Annotated in this window: 13 protein-coding genes; 6 read left to right on the top strand and 7 right to left on the bottom strand. The window is 40.8% G+C overall.

Translation table 11 applies throughout. The annotated features are described in order from the left end of the window. Positions 1–29: 29 nt before the first annotated feature. Complete coding sequence (locus BLQ87_RS05830; RefSeq protein ID WP_074605206.1) at positions 30–2,402, bottom strand: ABC transporter permease; 2,373 nt, start codon at positions 2,400–2,402, stop codon at positions 30–32. 229 nt (positions 2,403–2,631) lie between these two features. Between BLQ87_RS05830 and BLQ87_RS05825 the strand changes: the two genes are divergently transcribed. Continuing rightward, on the top strand, positions 2,632–3,324 hold the full coding sequence (locus tag BLQ87_RS05825) for a CPBP family glutamic-type intramembrane protease (RefSeq protein WP_074605205.1): 693 nt from the start codon (positions 2,632–2,634) through the stop codon (positions 3,322–3,324). A gap of 73 nt (positions 3,325–3,397) precedes the next feature. Then, the gene (locus tag BLQ87_RS05820) at positions 3,398–4,231 is read left to right on the top strand and encodes an alpha/beta fold hydrolase (RefSeq protein ID WP_074605204.1); all 834 of its coding nucleotides are present in this window, start codon (positions 3,398–3,400) and stop codon (positions 4,229–4,231) included. Positions 4,232–4,375: 144 nt separating this feature from the next. Here the strand turns inward: BLQ87_RS05820 and BLQ87_RS05815 are convergent, their stop codons facing one another. Continuing rightward, positions 4,376–4,621: a hypothetical protein gene (locus tag BLQ87_RS05815; RefSeq protein WP_074605203.1), complete on the bottom strand. Its 246-nt coding sequence runs from the start codon at positions 4,619–4,621 to the stop codon at positions 4,376–4,378. A 144-nt stretch (positions 4,622–4,765) separates the two neighbouring features. Here BLQ87_RS05815 and BLQ87_RS05810 point away from each other — a divergent pair, with 144 nt between their 5' ends. Both BLQ87_RS05810 and BLQ87_RS05805 read left to right on the top strand, forming a co-directional pair. After that, positions 4,766–5,599 carry an RpnC/YadD family protein gene (locus BLQ87_RS05810; protein ID WP_074605202.1) on the top strand — a complete coding sequence of 278 codons (834 nt, stop codon included), beginning with the start codon at positions 4,766–4,768 and terminating at the stop codon, positions 5,597–5,599. A 27-nt stretch (positions 5,600–5,626) separates the two neighbouring features. After that, complete coding sequence (locus tag BLQ87_RS05805; RefSeq protein ID WP_074605201.1) at positions 5,627–5,830, top strand: hypothetical protein; 204 nt, start codon at positions 5,627–5,629, stop codon at positions 5,828–5,830. An 18-nt stretch (positions 5,831–5,848) separates the two neighbouring features. Here BLQ87_RS05805 and BLQ87_RS34030 read toward each other — a convergent pair whose 3' ends face one another. From BLQ87_RS34030 to BLQ87_RS05785, 5 genes are read right to left on the bottom strand one after another with little or no spacing between them, the layout of a single operon-like run. Then, positions 5,849–6,118, bottom strand: a complete 270-nt coding sequence (locus BLQ87_RS34030) for a YdeI/OmpD-associated family protein (protein WP_245723801.1) — start codon at positions 6,116–6,118, stop codon at positions 5,849–5,851. Positions 6,119–6,135: 17 nt separating this feature from the next. Next, positions 6,136–6,426 carry a DUF1801 domain-containing protein gene (locus BLQ87_RS34025; protein WP_245723800.1) on the bottom strand — a complete coding sequence of 97 codons (291 nt, stop codon included), beginning with the start codon at positions 6,424–6,426 and terminating at the stop codon, positions 6,136–6,138. 5 nt (positions 6,427–6,431) lie between these two features. Next, positions 6,432–6,839 (bottom strand): DoxX family protein, encoded by a 408-nt coding sequence (locus tag BLQ87_RS05795; protein WP_074605200.1) that lies wholly within the window; start codon positions 6,837–6,839, stop codon positions 6,432–6,434. A gap of 33 nt (positions 6,840–6,872) precedes the next feature. Beyond that, positions 6,873–7,337: an SRPBCC family protein gene (locus BLQ87_RS05790; protein WP_074605199.1), complete on the bottom strand. Its 465-nt coding sequence runs from the start codon at positions 7,335–7,337 to the stop codon at positions 6,873–6,875. A gap of 6 nt (positions 7,338–7,343) precedes the next feature. After that, on the bottom strand, positions 7,344–7,664 hold the full coding sequence (locus BLQ87_RS05785; RefSeq protein WP_074605198.1) for an ArsR/SmtB family transcription factor: 321 nt from the start codon (positions 7,662–7,664) through the stop codon (positions 7,344–7,346). A gap of 416 nt (positions 7,665–8,080) precedes the next feature. Between BLQ87_RS05785 and BLQ87_RS05780 the strand changes: the two genes are divergently transcribed. Together BLQ87_RS05780 and galB are read left to right on the top strand one after the other, a co-directional pair. Further along, positions 8,081–10,756: a glycoside hydrolase family 38 N-terminal domain-containing protein gene (locus BLQ87_RS05780; protein WP_143010355.1), complete on the top strand. Its 2,676-nt coding sequence runs from the start codon at positions 8,081–8,083 to the stop codon at positions 10,754–10,756. A 68-nt stretch (positions 10,757–10,824) separates the two neighbouring features. Further along, a complete protein-coding gene (gene galB / locus BLQ87_RS05775) occupies positions 10,825–13,374 on the top strand; it encodes a beta-galactosidase GalB (RefSeq protein ID WP_074605196.1) in 2,550 nt (849 codons plus the stop codon). The last annotated feature ends 158 nt before the right edge of the window (positions 13,375–13,532 follow it).

Genomic DNA, 13,532 nt, shown 5'->3' with positions numbered 1-13,532 from the left:
AGCAATCAGCAGGTTTTTCGCCTGCTGATTTACTCGTATTTCAAGGCCTCTACAGGATTGGCTTTTGCTGCCTTATAAGCCTGAAAGCTAACCGTCAAAAATGCGATGATTACTGTTCCTGCTATCGAGATCAATACAATTGGCCATGATATTGTGGTCCTGAACTCGAAACCGGTAAGCCACCTGTTCATCAGATAATAAGACAAAGGTACACCGATACATGCGGCGATAAAGACCATTTTCAGAAAGGAAACCGAGAGGAGCCTCATGATATTGCCAACTGTGGCGCCCAGTACACGACGCACACCAAACTCTTTTGTACGTTGCTCGGCACTGTAAGCAACCAGTCCATAAAGCCCCAGGCAAGAGATCAGAATCGCGATACCACCAAACAGGTTGGCCAGAATGCCCAGTATCTTTTCTGATTGCATTTTTTTCAAAAACAGGTCATTGACAAAACTGATTTCTACCGGGTATTCCGGATTGATATTTTTGGTAATGGCAGAAATCAGCTCCACATTCCTGCTCACACTGTTGGCAGGGTTTAAACGCATGTTAATGCTTCCTCCCGGGTTTTTATTAAAAATGATCACCATCGGGTTTCCGGAGCGATAAGGAGAAGACCAGATAAAATCTTTAAAAACGCCGATTACCTTCAGCTGATTCCCAAAGAGATTTACATTCATTCCTAAGGGATTTTTAAGCTTCATCATCTTTACCGCTGTACTGCTCAGCATAATTCCGGCACTATCTGATGCGAAATCTCGGGAGAAATCGCGGCCTGCCAGCAGTTCCACACCATTGGTCTTCACAAAATCATATTGGGTTTCGAGACGGTTAAAAACAATCTCCTTTCCCTTTTCTTCCATTCCCGGCCATTGAAAACCATAAAACCAGCTGCCCACATTGGTCATGCCCCTGGAAGATTTGTTTAGGGCAGTAACCGCCCCGCTTTTTAGCAACTGTTCTTTAAATAAATCAAATTTACCGTTCAATTCCCCGTCCTGAGGCATCTCTGCCAACAAATTGGTGTTATAACCTATTGGCCTGTTTTTGATAAACTGCATCTGTTTATAGATGACCAGCGTAGCGATGATGAGTATGATGGCAAAGCAAAACTGTACCACCACCAGCACCTGCCTGATGTTGAAAGGAATGAGTTTTGCCCTTGCTGTTTTTTTCTTTAGGGTCTGAATCGGGTTAAAGGAAGAAAGGAACAATGCCGGATAGGTACCTGATAAAAGGCCGGTCAGCAGTGCTACGGCCAGGATGCCCAGCCAATAGTTAGTATTCGTATAACCGATTGCAATATGGATTCCCAACAAATTATTGAATATGGGTAAAGTAACTTCAACAATGGTAACCGCGATCAGGACAGCGACTGTGGTAAGGACCATCGCTTCGGTGAGAAACTGGATCACAAGCGAACTGCTGGTTGCTCCGATCGTTTTTTTGATCCCTACTTCCTTTGCCCTGCGCTCTGATTTGGCAGTGGCCATATTCATGAAATTGATACAGGCGACAAGCAGAATACCGAAAGCCAGGGCCACAAAAAGATAAATACGTTCTATGTCGCCACCTATACTTTTACCATTCAGAAATTCGCCATGCAAATGGGTGTCCACTAAAGGGAATAAGAAATTCTCATTCCTTTGTGCCGTATAATTTTCATTGAACAGCTTTTTCACCTTTGAATTGATCAGATCGATATTAGCCGGATCATTAACTTTGACCATTACCGGAAAGTTAAAATCTCCCCAATTCATGTTTTTAACGTAATCGTTTATGCTTTCAAAAAAAGACCAGGGCATCAAATAATCAAACCTAAGTGAAATATTGGTAGGCAGATCTTTAATAACACCGGTAACTTTTAGATCATTTCTGTTCTGATACCTGACCGTTTTATTCAACACATCGGTACTGCCGAATAAAAGTTTCGCCGTACTTTCTGTCAATATTACCGCATCTGGTGTATTTAGCGCGGTAGATGGATTGCCAGTGATAAACTCGTAATTGAAAATTCTGAGGATCTCCGGATCAGCAAAGAGGTCTCTCATTTTAAACACTTTTTCCTTGTTGGCAATGAGCGATTCATCATTACCGCCAATCCGGCTGAGCTCATTAACCTCTGGAATTTTAGTCCTAATAGCCATGGCAATCCCATTTCCAGGTATACCTCCTGTACTTGTAATTTTTCCGGTGGCATCCTGAAAATTGGTCATCACCTGATAGACTTTATCCGAATCCTTAAAGTGACGGTCGAAGTTCATTTCGTAATTGACATACAACAGCAACAGCAGGCAGGCTGACAAACCAACCGCCAAACCCACAATATTAATAACGGAAGAAGTCTTGTTTCTCCAGAGATTACGCAAAGCGATTTTCAAATTGAGTCTGAACATGGCGGCAATTGGTTTATCAATTAAACAAATACGATTGACCTGCAATTTACTAAGTTTGTGCCAAGAGTGATAAACAAATTAACAACCTAAATATCAATCTGTTAATATTTTTAGTTTTATAAAACCGTTCATTATCGAACGGTAGGCGTACACTGTCGTACAGTTGAAATTAAAATCCCCATCCGGAATCACACATCTTTATCTATCTTTAAAAATCCTTGATATTGAAATGATTGAAACACTCTCCACCTATTGGCAATTTCTGAAATACCCCCGCTTAACCCCGCAGTCTAAAGACAAGAAAGCAGTATGGAAAGAGCTGTTATGGCTCCTTATTTTAGACCTGGCATTTGCCCTTCTCATTATCCTGAGCTATTACGCGCTCCTGAAATTCCAGTTAATTGTGAAATATGAGGATTCGGATCTCTTTAAATATGGATTTCCTGCAGCTATGCTTTTGGCAGTGGTATTGGCACCTTTTTTTGAGGAGCTTGTCTTTAGATGGCAACTTAGAAAGCCTAAGGTTAGCATCTGGTTTGTAGGAATTTCAGCTGCGCTGATTACCGGATCTTTCCTCAAAAATGACAACCTGCTATTCGTCATATATATTGTCTTTTTCATCGCTACGCTGACTGTAACTATACTGACAGACAAACTGAAGCGACTGAAAGCTGTTCATGTATTCCGAAACTATTATGTATTCCTGTTTTACTATACGGCAATTATTTTTGGTTATGTACACATGAGTAACATCAAGGGCCTCACCTTATCAGATCCTTCTTTTATACTATACATTGGCTCTCAGATATTCGGGGGTTTAACAATGGGATATATCCGGGTAAAATATGGCTTAAAGTACAGCATGTTGCTCCACGCAGTTTTCAACGCAATCATGGTCCCTTTAGCCTGGCTCAGTCTGTAAATAAATTAATTTATTAATATAATTTCTTCCACTTATTCATTTAACCGAAGTATCTTTGCGAAAAAAAATTGGAATGAAAAACGCTCAAATAAAAATCATACTCATGGCCTTGGCCAGCTTTTTTTTGGTTTCTTCCTGCAAAAAAAAGAACGATTCAAAACCAGCTTTTACAGAAACAAAGGTCAGTTTAACCACCCACAAACTTGCCTCGTTCTCCGCAATAAAAAATTCGAAGTATCTGGTTGTTTTTGAATCCGGATTAGGCAACGATCATACCGTATGGAGCAGCAATGCTGTTGCTTCACAAATAAGCAGCATTACTGATATACTCATGTACGACCGGGCAGGTTATGGGAAATCAGAAAATGGTCCGGGCCCAAGAAATATCGACCGGTTACGAGGCGAATTGGAAAGTCTAATCGACAAGTTTTCAAACGGAAGAAAGGTCATATTGATCGGGCACTCCTTGGGCGGTATGATCATCAGAGATTATGCGATTAAAAACCCAGTCAAAACGGCAGCACTTTTATTTGTTGATTCTTCACACGAGTTTTACAGCCATCCAACTCAGGCTGAGGAAGATGCATTTTACGAAGCTTCTAAAAATGCCAATGGTGCAAATTTCGGAGGAACACTCGAAGCCAGGGAGTTCATAGAAGACTTACAATACGCCGGCACCTTACCTTCTTTGCCAAACGTACCGGTAATTGTATTAACCAGTATGAAAGTGGATGCCAGCACTTCATCATCAGCTAAGCAAATCTTCTATAATGCACACGAGTTATTAAAAAATGGGGTAACCGATTTCACTCATATTGCCACCACAAATTCGGGACATTTTATCATGATTGACGAGCCGAACCTGGTGGTTAACAATTTAAAATTATTAATTTCAAAATTGCCGTAAAACAATAAGTGCCCCTATGATCAGTTAGAGGAACCCTTTTTTGGTGTTCTATTTAAAATTCTGCTTAAATCCGAATGACTATTCAAACCGATATACTATGCGGATTGGCATGAACCATCACTCCGTCTATATCTAAAAAGAACTTCATATTGAGTTAAAAATTGCTTCTCCTTTTCGCAACATTGCACAAGCCGATTCAAAATTGAACCAATATTCTTTCATGTCCTTGTCGTAAGGAATTACTGAGGTTACCAGTGGGGATTCAGCCACTTCATCTTCTCCAGCAAAGCTGCCTTTGGTTTTCTGCGCTTCAAACCCTTCCACACTACCTATAGGATCAAAACGATAACATGTCCCATTGGTATTACCCTCTACTTCGATTCGGTACATAAATCCAGGTATCACCGGAGTACATACAAAAATTGCGGAGTTCGGGGTTTTCTAAGTATCCACTCAATCAACAATACAGGCTTATTAATAAACTTAAAAGAAATTTATTACACTTATTAAATTAATTATTTATACATTTGTTTAATGCAAAAGCAAAACAACAATAGAAAACAAGGTAGTCAGTACGACAAAATCATCAGGGAGAATCTTGAAGTGACGCTTCCGGTGATTGTTCGGGACGTGCTTAATCTGGATGTTTTGGTTAGCGAAGAATTACCCGACGATATCCAGCACACTAAAGAGAGAAAGCCGGATTCACTTAAAAAGATAACTGATACTGATGGAAATACCTATGTATTGCAGGTTGAATTTCAGCTTGAAGATGAAAAAGAAATGGTCTACCGCATGGCAGAATATAACATTATGCTGATGCGTAAATATCAGCTTCCCATCAAGCAATACGTGATCTTTTTAAAAGAGAAGAAACCTGGTATGTCAACTTTCCTGGACACCCCAAATCATAAATACCACTACAATCTTATTTTGATCACAGACATTGACTATAAACTATTTATAAAATCAGACACCATAGAGGTGAAAATATTAGGTATTTTAGCTAATTTTGGAAAACAAAATAATCAATATGCAATAAATTACATTATAAAGGAATTAAAATCACTTATAAAGGGAGATTTTGCCAGAAGTAGATATTTTAATCAATTGCGTATTCTCGCACAATTACGGAAAAGTATTAAACTAGAATTTGAAAACACTATGCAGTCAATAAGTACATTTTTTAAGGAAGAAGACGATTTCTTTTATCAAAGAGGTAAAAAAGAGACTAAAGAAAAAATGAGTCATGCTGTAATAAAAAACCTGATCATAAAACTGGGCCTTACAGATGAACAAGCGGCAGATATTATAGAAGTTGATGTGAATTTCGTTAAAAACATTCGCGCCGAATTAAACAACAAATAAAAGCTCCTAATTAAATTCAAAGACACCATGCAGTCAATAAGTACATTTTTTAAGGAAGAAGACGATTTTTTTTGTCGCAAAGTTGAAAAAGAGACTAAAGAAAGGAGGAATCATGAAGTAGCAAAGAGCCTGATACTGGAGCTTGACTTGCCTTATGAACAAATAGCTCGCATTGCAAAGTTAGATGTAGCCTATGTTAAGAAGCTCCGCGCTGAAATGGAAAACAAATAGGAATTATATATGCCATTATTAATCATCTAAGCCCTTTCCATTAAGTATCTGCGGCAGATACTTTTCAATCCTGGATTCCCGGGTCTTGGATTGTTTGGCGGCAGAGAAATACAGCAGATATCCTCTTTGTCGTCCGGGTGTCAATGCTTCAAAAGCGGCTTTCAAAGCAGGAATCTGATCTAATTTATGCTGAAATTCTTCAGGCATATGAAAATCGGCAGTCTTTTTAAAATTCACTTTTAAACCGGCTTTTTCGACTTCAATAGCTTGATGAATATAGGCTTTCAAAGCCGCTTTCATTTCCACTATTTCCAGCACATTGCTGAACCGAATTTGCCGGGTTGCCTGTGTATTTCTGTTTGATGGACCAAAATGCCATCAGGATCATTTAACAAGGCTCCTTTGAAAAACAAAAGCGCACAGTATTCTTTAAAATCATGTATTAAAACAATGTTATTTCCCTGAAGGGTGTAACAAGGTACACCCCACTTCAATTCCTCACTGAGCCCACAATCAAGAACGACCAATCTCAATTGCGCTACTGCCTCCTTCCACTTTTTATCTTCATTAAAATAAAAATCTGCTTTAGCGTTCATATGATTTATGGATTAAGATTAACAGATTGATTAAGGTTAACTGAAATGAGTCTCCGCTCTGCAGGTCTGAAATACCAGGATACTACAGTGAGGATTAATAATAATAAAGAAGGAAATATTTCATTTATCGGATTACCAGATGCTATATGTGAACATATTGCTCCGGACATAGCAAAGAAAAAACCTGCATACGCCCATTCCTTTATTAAAGGAAATTTAGGGATAAGTATGGCAATAACTCCCAAAAATTTCCAAATACCCAATATGGTTAAGAGATAAACCGGATACCCCAAATGTGTAATCACATCTACTTCCGTTTTTACCTTTAATAGCTGTACAGCTCCGGTTGATAGCATTCCCAATGCAAGCCAAAGGGTAGAAATCCAATAAATAATTTTGTTTCGCTTTGTCATAGTCTGTTATTTTTAGTTGTTTATTTTGGTTGGTTATTTTAGTTTGTTAACGATATCCTGCAATCTGTTATGTGCCATATTGATGCCGGGCGCAAAACCCATTTTTATCATTTGATCTCTGAGTTCAACGGATCTGTATATGATATGCATATTGAGTTTGCTCGTATCCTCAGTAATTGATTCAAATTCCAGGAATTCCAGCTGGACAGCAAAAGAAGAATTCTCCATCTCAAATGTTCTGGTGATTTTCTCGTTCGGAACAAATTCATGAATTACTCCATTGAATCCATGTTTGTTTCCTTTAGGATCTGTGGTTTCAAATTGGTAACCGCCGTGTCTTTTATTTTCAAGTTTCAGCACTTTAGTCCCCATCCATTGCTCTACAATGTCTGACTCAACGTAGGCTTTGAAAAGCAAGTCCACAGGCAATTCAAATTCCCTGATAACCGTCAATTCCTGCCTACCCTCTTCGGCATTGATTTTTGTTTTCTTTTCCATATAATTCTAAGTTTTTTTATAGTTTTTCATGATGGCTTCCAATTTATTAAACCGCTCATCCCACATTTCGCGGAATGGCTCGATAAAGTCAGCTATTTCTATCATTTTTTTTGCGTTTATGTGGTAAAAAACCTCTCTCCCGCTTTGCTCTTGTTTCAGCAATTCACATTCGGTGAGTATTTGCAGGTGCTTGGAAACCGTTGGTCTTGCGGTATCAAAGTTTGAGGCTATTGCTCCCGCAGTCAGAGATTGCGAAGCAAGCAATAACAGGATTGCCCTTCTTGTCGGGTCGGCTATGGCTTGAAATACGTCTCGTCTTAAATTCATTATGTAGCTATTTGACTACAAATATATACGTAGTCATTTAACTACGCAAATTTTTATTCATTTTTTTTTACAAACTAAACATGTACATACAAAGCATATATTAAAACTACCTGGAAAGCAAGGTCTGGTATCGATAAAAGGCCATCGCTCAAATATCAAAAAAGCATCACTTATTGTCAATAAAGCATCACTTATATTCACCAAATTTCATGACATTGTCCACCAAAAATCGTTAAAAACCAGGCACAAACCACAACTTATGGATTCCAAATTCGGTTTTTCATAACGACAGTTCTTTTATCTTAGGATTGACGTCTGAGACAACAGCTTTCCGGCATTGATAAAGACCAGCTCCTTGCAGGATAGGGTAAAATCCTGAATATGTAGTAACATACAAATAAAAACATATAGAAAAAATGCACATCAAAAAACTAAAAATTCTCCTCATTGGGTTGGGAATATTGTTCATGAGCAATGCCAATGCTCAACATAGCAGCAAGGCCGGTAAGGTTACGGATATTTGGGTTGTTTTTAAGACCCACTTTGATTTAGGCTTTACCGATTTGCCGGAAAATGTATTTGCCCGCTACAGGGGCGAAATGATGGACAAAGCTTTAAACATAATTGAAAAAAATGCCAGTCAGCCTAAAGCAAAACAATTTGCCTGGACTGTTCCCGGATGGCCCCTTTACGCCCAGATACTAGGCCCTTTACAAAACCCTGAACGTAAAGCAAGAATAGAAAAGGCCATCAGGGAAGGCTTCATTGTTGTACATGGACTCCCCTTTACCACACACACGGAGTCACTGGAATATGAAGAGCTGGTTCGGGGACTGGGTTATTCGTCAAAGATTGCGCGTACCTATGGCTTACCGCTACCTATAAGTGCTAAAATGACCGACGTACCTTCTCATTCCTGGGTTTTACCCACATTATTGAATAATGCAGGCATAAAATTCCTGCAACTGGGTTGTAATCCTGCAAGCCAATATCCCCGTGTACCACCACTTTTTTGGTGGGAAGGCCCTGACGGATCAAAAATACTTTGTCAGTATAGCCCTTTATATGGTTCAGACATCAAACCTGTAGAAAACTGGCCGTGTAAAAATTATCTGGCCATGCAAATGACTGGCGACAATCACGGGCCACCATCTGAAAAGGAAATCAATAAACTATTAGATGATGCGGAAAAGAACCTTCCCGGAGTAAAAATCCATTTAGGAACCCTTGATGATTTTGCGAAAGCAATCATTGCTGAACATCCGGACTTGCCAACGGTAAAAGGAGATGCACCGGACACCTGGATTCATGGTTTACTTTCAGCTCCACAGGGAGCCCGTATTGCAAGAAATGCCCGCCCTTTAGAACCGGCACTTGATGGCCTCCACACACAAATGAAGACCTGGGGAATACCTGCTTCCTCTATTTCAGCAAAGCTGGCAAAAGCCTACGAACAGAGTCTTCTGTATAGCGAACATACCTGGGGAATGAACGCGGAGTATGGTCCCCGTTACAGCTATGGTGACGACTGGAAAAAGTGGCTGGCGGAAGCAGAAGCAGAACCAATCGCCGAAAATGGTGATTATTCAAAACTTAAAAACAGCGATGCATCAAACACAAAACAAGGAAGCAAAAGAAAATGGCTGAACTCATATGATCAGCACCAGCAGTATATCCGCAATACAAATGAGATCGTAACAAAGGAGTTAAAAGCACATCTTGACTTACTTGCAGGATCAGTAAACATCGCAGGAAAGCGTCTGGTGGTCTATAATCCTTTGCCATGGAAAAGATCAGGCATGGTTGAAAACCCATGGAAAAAAGGAAAATACTTTCAGGTAAAAGAAATTGCTGCCTCCGGTTATGTTTCCTATTCTCAGGATGATTTAAAGGAATCAACGGCTACAAATGATGCGCAATCCACATTCAGCACCCCCTATTTTAATGTCGTTTTTGATTTGACCCGAGGTGGAATATCTTCATTAATAGAAAAAACAACCGGTCGCGAATTAGTGGACAAGTCTTCGAAATATGTTGTTGGTCAGTTTTTACACGAGCGGTTCAGTACAAACGAAGTTGACAAATGGTTTAACCTGTACAGCCGCATAAAAACGGGCTGGGGCTTAAATGATTTGGGTAAACCTGGAATGATCAATGCAGAAAAAGCGCCATACCTGACATTTACACCTAATGAATGGAAGATCTCAGTCTCACATTCGGACCTTGCAGATATTGCTACCTTGACTGCTGTTGATGCAAAGGGTTTTGCAAAAAAATATACTTTGGTTTTCACTTTTCCCCGGAACGCCGCCTATATGGATACCGAATGGTCAGTGGAATCTAAAACTCCTGACAAACAACCCGAAGGAGGATGGCTTTGTTTTCCTTTTGCAGTTCAAAACCCCAGCTTTACAGTTGGCCGGCTAGGTGGACCGGTTAATCCGGCAAGAGACATTATTCCTGGTACCAACAGGCACCTGATGGCCGTAAATACCGGAGTTGCCATTACACAGGCAGACCAGTCAGGAGTTGCCCTCACCCCTCTGGATGCCCCTTTAATCAGCCTTTCTGAACCCGGATTATGGAAGTATTCTATGGACTACATCCCGAAAACCCCATCGGTATTTGTCAATATTTACAACAACATGTGGAATACAAATTTTCAGTTATGGCAGGAAGGCTCATGGGCTGAACGTGTTCGAATCTGGCCAATTGACAGACATACAAAAACAGTTCCCAATCTGGTTCAAAAATCCTGGGAGGCCCGCCTGCCTCTCCTGACAGGAACAGCAGAAGGCCCGGCCGGAAAGCTACCGGTAAGCAGAAATGGCCTGTCGATTTCAAGATCTGGTGTATTGGTGACTGCTTTCGGCGAAAATCCTGATGGTAAAGGAACAATTCTGCGCGTATGGGAACAAGCCGGAATTTCAGGACTGCTTAAAATAACATTACCAGGGGGACTGAAAGCGAAAAAAGCCATTGCAGTAAACCTGCGGGGAGAAAGACTACCGACACCTTCTTTAAAGATCAGCAACAACCAGTTTTCATTCTCATTAAACAAATATGCACCTGCAAGTTTTATATTTGAATAACCGGGAAGATGACATCACCCATAAACAGAAAAACATCATTTATAACCAAAAAGCATAAACGATCACACATGAATCTCAGAAGTTCTTTTTTCAGAATTACATTTCTGGTATTGATACTTGGCATCACAGGTTTCAGCCAGGTCGCGGCACAAAGTAAACCCATTCTAAGAATGGGTTCACTGAATACCGTTTCATTTGACCAGGGATGGTCATTTGCACGGTATGGCTTACAGCCTGATGGAACAAGAAAAGCGGAGCCCGAGGCAATGGAAGCCCCGGCATATCATGACGCGGCCTGGCAAAAGCTCCAACTTCCGCACGACTGGGCCATTACAGGGCCATTCAGAATTGAACTGGACGGCTCTACCGGCAAATTACCATGGAAAGGAATCGGCTGGTACCGAAAACACTTTAATGTACACTTAACAGATGCAGGCAAACAAATTTTCGTAGACTTTGATGGCGCGATGGCCAATGCGAAAATCTGGCTCAACGGAAAATATGTTGGCACATGGCCTTATGGCTATACTTCTTTCCGCATGGACCTGACGCCATATATCCTGGCGGGAAAAGAAAATGTCCTTGCCGTTCGCCTGGATACAGAAAACTGGGATTCACGCTGGTATCCCGGAGCCGGTATTTACCGCCATGTATGGTTGGTAAAAACAAATGCAGTGCACGTAGACCATTGGGGAACATCCATTACCACACCCGAAATAACCGATCAGAAAGCAGCGGTAAATATTGCGGTAACGGTAAGCAATCAATCGAAAAAGAACCTGAATGCGATCGTACGTACGACTTTATTTGAATTGGATGCCAACAATAAGCCAGGCAGAAAAGTGGCGGCAATGAAAGATGCTTTTGTTGCCCTCAAAGCCGGTCAAAATACAGTTGCGGAATCAAGAGTGAATGTCAGCAATCCAAAACGCTGGAATATTGAAACGCCCAACAGGTATGTGGCACAAACAAATGTCATTGTGAGTGGCAAAATTATAGATACTTATCATACTCCTTTTGGCATTCGTACCATAGAATTTACAGCCAGGAATGGTTTTTTATTAAATGGTAAACGTCTGGAGATTCAAGGCACCTGTAACCATCATGATCTGGGCGCACTGGGGGCAGCAATGAACCTAAGTGCTTTAACACGCCAGTTAAAAATGCTGAAAGAAATGGGATGTAATTCATTGCGTACTTCTCATAACCCACCTGCACCAGAATTACTGGAACTGGCTGATAAAATGGGTTTTCTGGTTTGGGATGAAGCTTTTGATGCATGGAAAAAAGGAAAACGTAAAAACGACTACAACAAGCTGTTTGACGAATGGCATGATAAAGACCTTACTGCATTGATCCGCCGTGACCGCAATCATCCTTCCGTTTTTATCTGGTCGATCGGTAATGAAGTAATGGAACAACAGGATGTTAAACTGACCAAACACCTGGTAGACATTATGCATAGGGAAGATCCTACACGCCCGGTCTCCAATGGCTACAACGATCCCGATGGGGGCCGTAATTCAGGCGCAGCGGTGGCACTGGACATCATGGGTGTGAATTACTTCTTCAATCAACAACCAAAATGGGACGCTGATCCCCGCTATGCCAACAAGCCTACGCTTGGCAGTGAAACCTCTTCCTGTGTGACTTCCCGTGGCGAATATTTTTTTGGGGGAGTGGAATACAAGAACTGGCAGATCTCTTCTTATGATTATGCAAAACCAGGCTGGGGTTGCTCGCCTGATGAACAATTCAGAACGAATGCAAAGTACCCGCATCTGTTAGGTGAATATGTATGGACTGGTTTTGATTATCTGGGAGAGCCAACGCCTTATAACTCAGATGAGACCAATTTACTGAATTTCAGAACAGATCCGAACAAGCAGGCTGAGCTGGAAAAACAACTGAAACTGATCGCTGAAAAAAGTCCGCCTTCAAGAAGCAGCTATTTCGGTATTATTGATATAGCAGGATTTAAGAAAGATCGTTTTTACAGTTACCAGTCGCATTGGCGCCCGGATTTTCCGGTTGCACATATCTTCCCTCACTGGAACTGGGCAGAACGTATCGATTCCATCACCCCTGTGCATGTATATACCTCTGGCGATGAAGCTGAATTGTTTTTGAATGGAAAAAGTCTGGGTCGTAAAACCAAAATCGCCGGTCAGGATTTCCGTCTGATTTGGGACCAGGTAAAATACACACCGGGTGAGCTCAAAGTGGTTTGCTATAAAAATGGAAAGCAATGGGCAACAGATGTGGTAAAAACAACGGCTGAAATGGCAAAACTTACGCTTTCTCCCGATCGTCCTACGATTAAAGCAAACGAAGATGAGTTTTGTTTTATTACGCTGAAAGTAACCGACAAAAATGGATTAATGGTACCGCGTTCCAATCCGGATATACATTTTTCGGTTGAAGGAGCCGGAGAAATTGTAGCCACAGATAACGGAGATGCTACTAGTTTTGTTTCGTTTCAAAGTCATGACCGCCCTGCATTTAACGGCATGGTATTGGTCATCGTAAAAGCAAAACATGGTGCCAAAGGTACGGTCACAGTTAAGGCCATGAGCAATGGCTTAACGGCAGCAACGACCAGAATCCAGGTTCAATAAAAAGACACACCCAAAGAGGGAGGGGACAACATCCCCCTCCTTTAAACCTATCTTATTTTGACCAATACACATGTTATTTTGACCTTCAAACCAAGTTTCAAGGCCGATTAACTAACTTTCAAAATAAAATAGTTTTTCCATGATTTCAAAAAAATCTT

Origin of the sequence: Pedobacter steynii, from assembly GCF_900103665.1 — a bacterium.
GTDB classification, from domain to species: Bacteria; Bacteroidota; Bacteroidia; order Sphingobacteriales; family Sphingobacteriaceae; genus Pedobacter; species Pedobacter steynii.
This window is presented reverse-complemented; position numbering and strand designations above follow the sequence as displayed.

Coding starts and splice junctions, on each gene's coding strand:
- BLQ87_RS05820 (WP_074605204.1), top strand. CDS start 3,398: ATGAAAAACGCTCAAATAAAAATCATACTCATGGCCTTGGCCAGCTTT.
- BLQ87_RS05825 (WP_074605205.1), top strand. CDS start 2,632: ATGATTGAAACACTCTCCACCTATTGGCAATTTCTGAAATACCCCCGC.
- BLQ87_RS05805 (WP_074605201.1), top strand. CDS start 5,627: ATGCAGTCAATAAGTACATTTTTTAAGGAAGAAGACGATTTTTTTTGT.
- BLQ87_RS05795 (WP_074605200.1), bottom strand. CDS start 6,839: ATGACAAAGCGAAACAAAATTATTTATTGGATTTCTACCCTTTGGCTT.
- galB (WP_074605196.1), top strand. CDS start 10,825: ATGAATCTCAGAAGTTCTTTTTTCAGAATTACATTTCTGGTATTGATA.
- BLQ87_RS05810 (WP_074605202.1), top strand. CDS start 4,766: ATGCAAAAGCAAAACAACAATAGAAAACAAGGTAGTCAGTACGACAAA.
- BLQ87_RS05790 (WP_074605199.1), bottom strand. CDS start 7,337: ATGGAAAAGAAAACAAAAATCAATGCCGAAGAGGGTAGGCAGGAATTG.
- BLQ87_RS05830 (WP_074605206.1), bottom strand. CDS start 2,402: ATGTTCAGACTCAATTTGAAAATCGCTTTGCGTAATCTCTGGAGAAAC.
- BLQ87_RS34025 (WP_245723800.1), bottom strand. CDS start 6,426: ATGAACGCTAAAGCAGATTTTTATTTTAATGAAGATAAAAAGTGGAAG.
- BLQ87_RS05780 (WP_143010355.1), top strand. CDS start 8,081: ATGCACATCAAAAAACTAAAAATTCTCCTCATTGGGTTGGGAATATTG.
- BLQ87_RS05815 (WP_074605203.1), bottom strand. CDS start 4,621: ATGTACCGAATCGAAGTAGAGGGTAATACCAATGGGACATGTTATCGT.
- BLQ87_RS05785 (WP_074605198.1), bottom strand. CDS start 7,664: ATGAATTTAAGACGAGACGTATTTCAAGCCATAGCCGACCCGACAAGA.